Raw genomic sequence first — 7944 nt, forward strand, 5'->3', positions numbered from 1 at the left:
CGCCAGCAACCGGGCCTTTTCTTTCACCCGGTCGCACACGCACCGCAGTCGCGAGCCAACTCCCCGCTTCCACAGGCGAGTTGGTTCCATCGTCGCCATCGCTCTCAGCGGACCTGTCGTCCCTATCGACCCCGTAGCGCTCCGAGCGGGCCTCGTTAGCGCCACCTCCCCCGTCGCCGCCACGACCACACCCGTCGCCACGGTTCCTACCGGGACGCAGCAGCAGTGGTCCGTTTCCGGCCGGCCCGCGAACTCCGCGACCGCGGTGTACGCCGCCGGCCCGCCCCGGGCACGCTCTCCGGGCGTCTCGCAGCCGGCGCACCCTCGGCACCCACCGAGCAGCGCACCCGCACGCTGCGTACGCCGGGTTCCATGAGGCTCACCACTCACCGCGGATTCGAGCGGGTCTCCGGTCGCGTTGCGGTAGTAGGTCCGGGCCCAGGTCTCTGCCCCTGGGGCACGACGCAGGCCCGCACGGCGCGACCCGAGATACGACCCGGCACGGTACAGCCCGGCACGGCGCGCCGTCCGGCGGCGTGCTGCTCCCCGGCATGAAGCGGCATGGGGCGGACGACAACGACACGGGCGTGCGCGGGAGCCCGCGCACGCCCGACGCCCCCTACAACTCGGGCGCGCTCACACCCGTACGGGTGAGGGCATCGACCACCGCGTCCACCACGGCCTCCACGTCGGGCACCCAGGGTGAGGCGGAGCCGGGCAGCGGCGCCCGCTCCCAGCGCACGGTGCCCCCGCCGGTCTCGGACGGCGGCAGCGCGAGATAGCCGCCCTCGCCGTGGAAACGCAGGGAGCCGGGGACGAAGTCCTTGGCGTAGAGCAACTCACCCAGCTGCTCCATGGAGTACGGCTTGACCAGCAGGGCCCAGCGGGTGGGCGAGGCGACCACCGGGCCGAGTCGCAGACCGGCCCGGTCGAGCGCGGCCAGGGCGTGGGCGGCCGGCAGGGCGGGCAGGGAGACTGCGCACGGGGCGCTGTCTCCGGTGGCCAGGACGATCGGCGCGGTGGGCCGGTTGGTCCACCACCAGCGCACCATGCGTGCGTCGGTGGTGGCCGCCAGGAGCCCGGGGTCGAAGGGATGCGCGCCGGGCACCGTGCACTCCGGGTCGGGGCAGCCGCAGCGCGACCCCGCCCGCGGGTCCGCCGCCACACCCGGGAGTACGGGCCACTGCCATTGTGTCGCGTAGGTCAGGGCCGCGCCGATCAGCTCAGGCCGCCCGTCGTCGTGCTGGGACAAGAGCCTGCGTCGCCTTCCGAGGATCTCGCGCATGAGCGCTCGTTCCTTTCCGTTGCACGCCTGGCAACACCGTGGTCACATCACACCATGTGTCGATCTCTTCGCTGTGCGTAGCTGGTGGCGCATCACATCCCGGCCACGGGCTTCTCTGCCGGGGGGCATCACTGCCGTGGGCAGGGGAAACCCCTGTGGGTCGAGCACTGACTGCGTCCGCGGCGGTTCCGTCCACACTGCGTCTGTCAAAAGCATGGGCGTGGCGCGGGGTGGCGAAGTCTGGCGTTTTACCGTCCCGCGTATTTCTCTCCGCCTCCGCCACGGGAGGATGGGGCACGGTCGTCGGTGGATAGGACGCCCGGGTCCGCCGCCAGGTTCCGGGTGGCCCCCAACCACCCCTGGTCTTCTCCGAGTACGTACCCATCGCGACCGCTGTGACGCTCCGTAAAGCCCCCCCAGTCGACCGCAACAAGCCGCCCTCCAGGGAAGTTTCAAGCCAATTCTGCCTTTCCGCAAGAGGTCGCGAGGGGGCCACTCACACCTCACGGACACCAGGAATCCCGGCAGGACAATGCTGGACATCTCCTAACGAGTGCGTGTACATGTGGAGACACTGCTAGCGGCGCAGAATGACATGGGGGTTTGCGATGCTTTTCAGCAGTAACTGCCGGTCGAAAGGCCGGACGCCATGAAGACCCCGCACCCTGCGAAAGTGGCTGGAATCGATTCAACGGTTCCGGCCCCCGCACACACTGTCGCGTCCGTCGCCCCGGGTACCTCCCCGCCCACCGCATCAAACGCCACGGATGCCTCGGACGTCACAGATGTCACAGATCTCACAGACGTCACAGATGTCACCGACGCCTCTGGTGCGCCCTGTGCTCCCGGCACCCTGCTCCAGGACCGGTTGGCCGGCTGGGTCTCGGACCTGACGACCCTGCAGGAGCTGACCGAGCGCCTGGTCCGTACGGACTCCCTTGCCGAAGGCCTCCAGGAAGTACTGCGCGCCGGAGCCGCCCTGGTGGGCGCCAGGCGCGGACTGGTCGTCCTGGAACCGGCCGACGGACTCGGCCCGGACACCACCGTCGGCCTCGGCCTGTCCCGCGCCGATCTCGGCCACCTCGAGACCGTCCCCCGGAGTTCCCTGCCCCACGGGCGGATTCTCGACGGGCTGCCGGTCTGCGAGGGCGGGATCACCGAACCCGATCTGCTCGCGGAGAAGGGCCTCGACCCCCGCCACCGCGAAGTCGCCACCCGCCTCGGCTATGCCGCGGGCCACGCGCTGCCCCTGTCCGCCGAAGGCACCGGGCGCCTGGGGGCCGCCGTATGGCTCTACGACGAGCCCGCCGAACCTGGTGAGCGCCAACGCCACCTCGCCGGCCTCTACGCCCGGTACGCCGCCCAGCACCTGGCCCGGCTCCTGGAAACCGAGCGCACGCGCGCGTGCATGGCGACGATGGCCGAGGAACTGCTCCCCTCCCGTCTGCCGCGGGTGCCCGGCGTCCAGCTCGCCGCCCGGCACCGCACCGGTCCGCGCGGCGGCGGCGACTGGTACGACGCGCTGCCGCTGCCGGACGCCGCGCTCGGTCTCGCCGTCGGGTCCGTCACCGGGTCCGGGCCCAGCGCGGTCGCCGCGATGGGGCGGCTGCGGGCCTCGCTGCGCGCGTACGCCGTGATGGAGGGCGAGGACCCGGTCGCGGTCCTGTCCGACCTGGAACTGCTGCTACGGGTCACCGAACCCGCCCGCTCGGCCACCGCCCTGTTCGGCTACGTCGAGCCCGCGCTGCGCCGGATCACCCTGGCCGGCGCCGGACACAGCCCGCCGCTGCTGATCGGGGAGCGGCGCACGGAGTTCGTCGAGACCTCCGTCTCCGCGCCGCTCGGCATGCTCGCCTGCTGGGAGGCGCCCAGCGTGGAGGTCCAGGCCGAAGCCGGGGAGACGGTGCTGCTGTACACCGACGGGCTGCTGCACCGTACCGGCGACCCGGCCGACCGCGCCTTCGCCCGCCTGCACGCGGCGGCGGCCGGCGTGCCCCGGGCCGAGCGCCACGACCCGGACGCCGTCGCGGAGCACGTCCTGCGCACGGTGCTGCCGGACGGGAAGGCCGAGGCGGACTCCGAGGAGGACGTCGTTCTGCTGGCCGTCCGGTTCGAATAACCGGCACCGGTTTGCCGGGCACCGGTTTGCCGGGCACCGGTTCAGCCGGCGCTGTTCGCACAGCGGGTCACTGACCCACCGCACGTCACACATAACGGACGGTAGTGCCTCCATGTAACAGGCCCTACGGCCCTGGGCCCCCTTCCGTACGACCGTACGATGGGGGGTGGTCCAGTGCCGTATCAAGGAGGATGACCGTGGCGGAGGAGCTCACCCCGGAGAACCCGGAGACCCCGGAGAACCCGGAGAACGAGACCGAGGAGCCGATCAAGCAGCGCAAGAACGGCCTGTACCCGGGCGTGTCCGACGAACTGGCCGAGAACATGAAGTCCGGCTGGGCCGACACCGAGCTGCGCGACCTCGAGCCGATCGCCCAGGTCGCCGAGACCGCCGCCCGCCGGGCCGCGCTGTCCGCCCGTTTCCCGGGCGAGCGCCTGGTGATCCCCGCGGGCAATCTGAAGACCCGCTCGAACGACACGGAGTACTCCTTCCGCGCCTCGGTCGAGTACGCCTACCTCACTGGCGGCCGGCCCGATGACAGCGCAGACGGCGTCCTGGTCCTGGAGCCCAAGGGTGACGGTCACACCGCGACGATCTACCTCCTGCCGCGCTCCGACCGTGAGAACGGCGAGTTCTGGCTCGACGGCCAGGGCGAGCTGTGGGTCGGCCGCCGCCACTCCCTCACCGAGGCGGAGAAGCGGTACGGCATCCCCGCATCCGACGTCCGCGAGCTGGCCGGGAGCCTGCGCGAGGCCACCGGCCCGGTGCGCGTCGTACGCGGCTTCGACGCCGGCATCGAGGCGGCGCTGACCGACAAGGTCACCGCCGAGCGCGACGAGGAACTGCGCGTCTTCCTCTCCGAGGCCCGCCTGGTCAAGGACGAGTTCGAGGTCGGCGAGCTGCAGAAGGCCGTCGACTCCACCGTGCGCGGCTTCGAGGACGTCGTGAAGGTCCTCGACAAGGCCGAGGCGACGTCCGAGCGCTACATCGAGGGCACCTTCTTCCTCCGCGCGCGCGTGGAGGGCAACGACGTCGGCTACGGCTCCATCTGCGCCGCCGGCCCGCACGCCTGCACCCTGCACTGGGTACGCAACGACGGCCCGGTCCGCTCCGGCGACCTCCTGCTGCTCGACGCGGGCGTGGAGACGCACACGTACTACACCGCCGACGTCACGCGCACGCTGCCGGTCAACGGCCGCTACAGCGAGCTGCAGAAGAAGATCTACGACGCCGTCTACGACGCCCAGGAGGCCGGTATCGCGGCCGTGCAGCCGGGTGGCAAGTTCCGGGACTTCCACGACGCGTCCCAGCGCGTGCTGGCCGAGCGGCTCGTCGAATGGGGCCTGGTCGAGGGTCCCGTCGAGCGGGTGCTGGAGCTGGGCCTGCAGCGCCGCTGGACGCTGCACGGCACCGGCCACATGCTCGGCATGGACGTCCACGACTGCGCCGCCGCGCGCGTGGAGTCCTACGTCGACGGCACGCTGGAGCCCGGCATGGTGCTCACCGTCGAGCCGGGCCTGTACTTCCAGGCCGACGACCTGAGCGTGCCCGAGGAGTACCGGGGCATCGGCGTCCGCATCGAGGACGACATCCTCGTCACCGCGGACGGCAACCGGAACCTGTCCGCCGGGCTGCCGCGCCGGTCGGACGAGGTCGAGGAGTGGATGGCCGCGCTGAAGGCCTGATCCACGGTTCGATGATGGCCGGGTACCCCACAGGTACCCGGCCATCGACGTGCCCGGGGCCCGCGTCCGCCGGCTCTGTGACCACTGGCGGCCCCCGCCCCGTCTCCGTCCTCGTTCTCCTCTGCGCACCCCTCGCCGTCCCGTGCCCAGGCCGGTCGGACCGGCCGCAGGGGCTGGTCGTGGGGTATGGGACACCCGGGAACGGGCGTATCCCGAGGCGCAGGAGGCACAGGAGGCACAGGAGGCACAGGAGGCGCACGGACGCGGGGGCCTGATGCGGCTTGCCGCCCGGCCGCCTCCCGCCCGTCAGACCGCCATCAGCGGAGTACCCTCGCGCCACTTGAGGATCTTGTCGAAGCTCACCACGGCACCGGCCCGGCCCGGCGTACCGCCGATATGGACGTGGTCGGCGAGTTCCCGGATGAGACACAGGCCGCGGCCGTCCTCGGCCTCGTCGGGCACCGGGCGCGCCACTGCCCCCGGCCTCCCCGCAACGGCCGCGGGGAACCCCGGGCCCGTGTCGGCGACCTCGATGCGGCACCGCTCGCCGTCGAGGTAGGCCGTGACGCGGTACGCCTCCGAGGGACCGCCGGGCTCGTCGTCGCCGCCGTGCTCGACGGCATTCGCGCAGGCCTCGCTCAGCGCGACGGAGAGATCGAAGGAGATGTCGGGGTCGACGCCCGCGGTCTCCATGGTGCCGATCAGCAGGCGGCGGGCCAGGGGCACGCTCGCAGCCTCGCGCCGCAAATGGAGTGACCACCAGATGCTCATGCTCCAGCCTCCCGGCCGCGGCTCGACATACCGATACGTATTGCCCCCCGCGCCCGGGCGTAAGCGCCGTCGTCGCGCGAGACCGTCCGGATGGCGGATGCGGCCCTGCCGCCAATCGGTGTATGCGGGACGACTCCGACCAGAACAGGACGGCTCGCACCAGAACATGACCTTCCGCTCCTCTCCCGGTCGTACGGCATCTTGTGGACCTGCCGTACGGCGCGGGGGGTGCCAGTGGGATGATGAGGCGGCCATGACTGCCCCCCACTCGCCTACGGCGCGCTCCGGGAACGATCTCCGGATCCTGCGGGCCGCGGTGTTCGCCGCGGTCTGCGTCGTGCTGTCCGCGGCGGGGCACACCCTCGCCTCCTGCGCCGCCGTTCCCCTGTGGTCGCTGGGCGCCGGATTCCTCGGGACGGTCATGGTCGCCGCGCCCCTCGCCGGACGCGAACGCTCGCTGGCCGGCATCACGGTGCTGCTCACCCTCGGGCAGACCGCACTGCACACCCTGTTCGGACTGGGCCAGCACGGCGCCACCGCGGTCACTGCGTCCGGTACGGCCGTCGCGTCCACCGGCGGGTCCGGCCCGCTGTCCGACGCCTCCCTGATCCAGCAGGCCGTACGGCTGGTGTGCGGGACCACCGCGGCGGCGATCAGCCCGGCCCAGGCCCAGCGGATCCTGACCGACGCCAGGATCGCTCCCGACGTCACCACCGGCGCGGCACACCACCCTGCCGACGCCCTGTCCACCGCCGGCTCCCCGGCCTCGCTGCTGCCGTCCCTGCCGATGCTGCTCGGCCACGTCCTCGCGGCCCTGGCCGCCGGCTGGCTGCTGCGGCGAGGGGACCTGGCCCTGGCCCGGCTCGTCGAACTGTCGACGCACTCGGCCCACTCGGTGGCCGAGGCCGCGTTCGTGCGCGCCCTGCGCGCGGCGCTCTCACTGGTCCGCACCCTGCACGCCGGGCTCGCCGGTGCCCCCGGGACGGGCCCGCGCCTGCCGCACACCCCCCGGCCGGTGCCGCCGCGGTCCCGCACCACCGCACTCCAGCACACGGTGATCAGGCGCGGCCCGCCGAGCGACGCGTTCTCCCTCGCCGCCTGACACGACGCGACCACCACCCCACTTCGGCCCATCGGCCACTGTCCGGAGGGGCCGCCGTCGTGCGGCACGCGCGCGTGCGCGCATCCCTCCAGTCACTCGTCACCGGCTCAGCACCGGTGCCCCACTCGAAGTGGAGTGCTCGTCCATGAAGGCTTCTCGTATCGCCGCCGCCGGCGCCGTCTCCGGCATCGCCGTCCTCGCCCTGTCCGCCCCCGCCTTCGCGCACGTCAGCGTGCAGCCCGAGGGCACGGCCGCCAAGGGCGGCTACGCGGTCGTCGGCTTCAAGGTCCCCAACGAACGCGACAACGCCTCCACCACCAAGCTGGAGGTCAACTTCCCCACCGACCACCCGCTGGCGTCCGTAATGCCGCAGCCGGTCCCCGGCTGGAAGGCCGTCGTCACCAAGTCCAAGCTGGACAAGCCGCTCGAGTCGCACGGCAAGCAGCTCACCGAGGCCGTCACCAAGGTCACCTGGACCGCCGACGGCAAGGGCATCGAGCCCGGCTACTTCCAGAAGTTCCCGGTCTCCGTCGGCGCCCTGCCCGAGAACGCCGACCAACTGGTGTTCAAGGCGATCCAGACGTACGACAACAAGGAGGTCGTCCGCTGGATCGAAGTGCCGCAGGAGGGCCAGGAGGAGCCCGAGAACCCGGCACCCGTGCTGGAGCTGGCCGCCGCCGAGGGCGACGCCCACGGATCGTCGGGCGCGAAGGCCGGGGACGACACCGAGGCCGCGCAGAACGCCGCCGCCGACACCTCCGCATCGTCCGACTCCGGCTCCGGTGACAGCAGCGACACCACCGCACGTGTTCTCGCGGTCGTCGGCATCGTCGTCGGCGCCGCGGGCGTCGCCTACGGCGTGCTGGCCGGCCGCCGACGCGACTCCGGTGCGTCGGCGTAACAACGCCCGCGCCGGTGCGTCCGCGTAACAACGCCCACGCATCCCCTCGTCCGGTGCGCGCCGGGCACCCTCCGTCGGTCC

6 protein-coding genes are annotated in these 7944 nt (G+C 72.3%); 4 read left to right on the forward strand and 2 right to left on the reverse strand.

Translation table 11 applies throughout. The features are described 5' to 3' along the window. Nucleotides 1–619 precede the first annotated feature (619 nt). The gene (locus ABEA26_RS33665; RefSeq protein WP_345597550.1) at nt 620–1285 is read right to left on the reverse strand and encodes a bifunctional DNA primase/polymerase; all 666 of its coding nucleotides are present in this window, start codon (nt 1283–1285) and stop codon (nt 620–622) included. Nucleotides 1286–1934: 649 nt separating this feature from the next. Between ABEA26_RS33665 and ABEA26_RS33670 the strand changes: the two genes are divergently transcribed. Then, on the forward strand, nt 1935–3404 hold the full coding sequence (locus ABEA26_RS33670; RefSeq protein ID WP_345597552.1) for a PP2C family protein-serine/threonine phosphatase: 1470 nt from the start codon (nt 1935–1937) through the stop codon (nt 3402–3404). Between the two features lie 197 nt (nt 3405–3601). Then, complete coding sequence (locus tag ABEA26_RS33675) at nt 3602–5089, forward strand: aminopeptidase P family protein (protein WP_345597554.1); 1488 nt, start codon at nt 3602–3604, stop codon at nt 5087–5089. 306 nt (nt 5090–5395) lie between these two features. Here the strand turns inward: ABEA26_RS33675 and ABEA26_RS33680 are convergent, their stop codons facing one another. Continuing rightward, entirely contained in the window at nt 5396–5860 is a 465-nt protein-coding gene (locus ABEA26_RS33680; RefSeq protein ID WP_345597555.1) for an ATP-binding protein, read from the reverse strand. A gap of 253 nt (nt 5861–6113) precedes the next feature. Between ABEA26_RS33680 and ABEA26_RS33685 the strand changes: the two genes are divergently transcribed. After that, nucleotides 6114–6962 carry a hypothetical protein gene (locus tag ABEA26_RS33685; protein ID WP_345597557.1) on the forward strand — a complete coding sequence of 283 codons (849 nt, stop codon included), beginning with the start codon at nt 6114–6116 and terminating at the stop codon, nt 6960–6962. A 145-nt stretch (nt 6963–7107) separates the two neighbouring features. Continuing rightward, nucleotides 7108–7863: a YcnI family copper-binding membrane protein gene (locus ABEA26_RS33690; protein ID WP_345597559.1), complete on the forward strand. Its 756-nt coding sequence runs from the start codon at nt 7108–7110 to the stop codon at nt 7861–7863. The last annotated feature ends 81 nt before the right edge of the window (nt 7864–7944 follow it).

It is taken from the genome of Streptomyces marokkonensis (genome assembly GCF_039539045.1).
Taxonomy (GTDB): domain Bacteria; phylum Actinomycetota; class Actinomycetes; order Streptomycetales; family Streptomycetaceae; genus Streptomyces; species Streptomyces marokkonensis.